3 protein-coding genes are annotated in these 2,620 nt (G+C 63.0%); all 3 read right to left on the reverse strand.

The genetic code is table 11. The features are described from left to right. Positions 1–1,288: type VI secretion system Vgr family protein (locus tag VGH68_RS21900; RefSeq protein WP_331605804.1), on the reverse strand; the 1,288-nt coding region annotated here is incomplete at its 3' end. Position 1,289: 1 nt separating this feature from the next. Next, the gene (locus VGH68_RS21905) at positions 1,290–1,679 is read right to left on the reverse strand and encodes a DUF4280 domain-containing protein (protein WP_331605805.1); all 390 of its coding nucleotides are present in this window, start codon (positions 1,677–1,679) and stop codon (positions 1,290–1,292) included. 26 nt (positions 1,680–1,705) lie between these two features. Beyond that, a partial coding sequence (locus tag VGH68_RS21910) for an AAA family ATPase (RefSeq protein ID WP_331605807.1) occupies positions 1,706–2,620 on the reverse strand: 915 nt, incomplete at its 5' end.

Raw genomic sequence — 2,620 nt, forward strand, 5'->3', positions numbered from 1 at the left:
AGCTCTGCGACACCCGCACCCAGCACCGCCTCGCGCGGGCCTCGGCATCGGCCGGCGGGGAGAACTGCTCCCAATGAAACTGCACCTTGATGCGGCCATATTTATCCGTGAGGATTTCTTCGCCGTCCGGGCCCACCACCACGGCGGTCTGCGGGCCCGCCACGACCGGCTGCGGAGTCAGCCGTTCGGAGCGAAAGTGATTTTCTTTACGCAATGCAGTGAATGCGCAGTCGAAGAACGGCAGCGACGGATCATGTCTGACCGCGGATACATACTCATCCGAATTGATTTCATAGGCGGCGCTGACCACCAGATAATCGTGGTTCTGCGGGTCGCACGCGTGATTCTCGAGCTTGAACTGGCCGCCCGGCCAGATGCCACGCGCGCTCGAGCGGCCCGAGATGCTGTCGTTGCGAGTCTGACGAATCTCGATGCCGACCTTCGCATAGCGATCTCCATCGCTCGACTCGACGTGGCCGCTCAGATGTTCCTGCATCGTGTACACCGGCGGATCGTAGACTTTCGGCCGCGTCGCGCGCGACAGCAGGCCTTGCTGGTTACTCAACGAAGGCTTTTCGAAGTCGTAGTCGTTGACTTCGTAGTTGCCGGTCTGCAACTCCGCGCCGGAACTCCACGCGTAGATGCATTCCTTCTCGTGCGAAGGCTCGTGCCACCCATCGTACGAGATCGACGCATAGTGTTCGATGGGTCCGTGCACGTCGCTCGAATCGGTCAGCACCAGCGTGTGCTTGCCCGCCTTATGCTCGAAATAGTAGTAAATGCCCTCGTGCTCCATCAGGCGGCTCACGAAAGCGAAATCGGTCTCCCGGTATTGTGCGCAGTGCTGCAGCGGCGGATAGCTCGCCTGGCATTTATCGCTGACGTCGATGTCGTAGTCCTGCAGCACGCCTGTCACGATATCGAGCACGCTGGTTTGATGAAAAAAGCGGCTGTGCGACGCGCGCGTAAGCAGCCACAGCCGCGGGCGCACCACGGCCTCGTAGCGCGCCATCCGGTTGCGCGTGCGGTCGCCCGGCGCGACGATCCTGAACGCCGTGACGATGCCGTTGAATTGCCGCTCGCCGTCACCCGGCAATGACAGCGCAACCGAGATGTCATGCCCGAGCAGATCGGCGGCTTGCAGGTCGTTGCGCTCGCTCAGCAGATCGAGCCGCCATTCGCTCAGGCGCCCCAGCTCCTCGGTGCCGCGCAGGTGCAGAAACAGCAGGTCCGTGCCGGCAGGCGCGCAACTGACGGTGACGTGTCGGTTCGGGTTTTGTGTGGTCATGTCAGGGAATCATTGTCTGGACCGTCGCCGGATCGACGATCGTGACGACACCGCCCCAGTTGCACGTGCAGGTGGATACGTTGTCGAGCGACGGCTGATTGCCGAGCAGCACGTTCGGCGCACCCGGCGTCCAGGGTGTCATGGTGGCCGGAACACACGGCATCGGCGTCAGCACGCCCAACGCTGCCGCCGTCGCGGCGGCGACAGTCGGATTGGCGGGCGAGCTGCACATGCCGAACGGCAGTATGTTGACGAGCGGAATGTGATCCATGATGTTGGCCGCGGGCGGCCCTTCGCCGATCACCCGGTTGAGTGGCAGAACCACCAGCGACGAAGGCGCCGCGCCGAACGAACATTGCAGCGTCGCGCCCATGCTGACCTGTTGCGGCATATGAAGCCATCCTCCGGTCGGACCGGTCAATCGAACGTATAAAGAAATTCGCCGTCGCGCGCCCCGATCCGCACTTTCGTGACCGCGCCGCCATTCATCATGCGTGTCAGAAATTCGGTGCTGATGCGCGGCAACAACGTGTTAGTCAGGATCGCGTCGATCATGCGGCCGCCGCTTTCCAGTTCGGTGCAGCGGCTGCCGATCAGCTTCACGACGTCGTCGTCGTAGCTAAACGGAATCTTGTGCGACAGCCGGATGCGTTTCTCGATACGGCCAAGCTGCAGCCGGATGATCGCGCCGAGCATCTCGTCGGACAGCGGGAAGTACGGAATCACCACGACGCGCCCCAGCAAGGCCGGCGGGAACACCTTCAGCAACGGCTCGCGCAACGCCTTCGCAATGCCCTCGGGCTCCGGCATCAGCTCCGGGTCCTTGCACAGGCTCGTGATCAGATCCGTGCCGACGTTGGTGGTCAACAGGATCAGCGTGTTCCTGAAGTCGATCACGCGACCCTCGCCGTCTTCCATCCAACCCTTGTCGAACACCTGGAAGAACAGCTCATGCACGTCGGGATGGGCCTTCTCCACTTCGTCGAGCAGCACCACGCTGTACGGACGGCGGCGCACCGCTTCGGTCAGCACCCCGCCTTCGCCATAGCCGACATAGCCGGGCGGCGCTCCCTTCAGCGACGACACCGTGTGCGCTTCCTGGTACTCGCTCATGTTGATCGTGATGACGTTTTGCTCACCGCCATACAGCACCTCGGCGAGCGCCAGCGCGGTCTCGGTCTTGCCGACGCCGGACGTGCCGGCGAGCAGAAATACGCCCACCGGTTTGTCCGGATTGTCGAGCCACGCGCGGGAAGTCTGCACGCGCCGGGCGATCATCTGCGTCGCGTGCTGCTGGCCGATGATGCGGCCATCGAGCAGTTCGTTCAGCCG

The organism is Paraburkholderia sp. (assembly GCF_036488505.1).
In the GTDB taxonomy this organism is placed as follows: domain Bacteria; phylum Pseudomonadota; class Gammaproteobacteria; order Burkholderiales; family Burkholderiaceae; genus Paraburkholderia.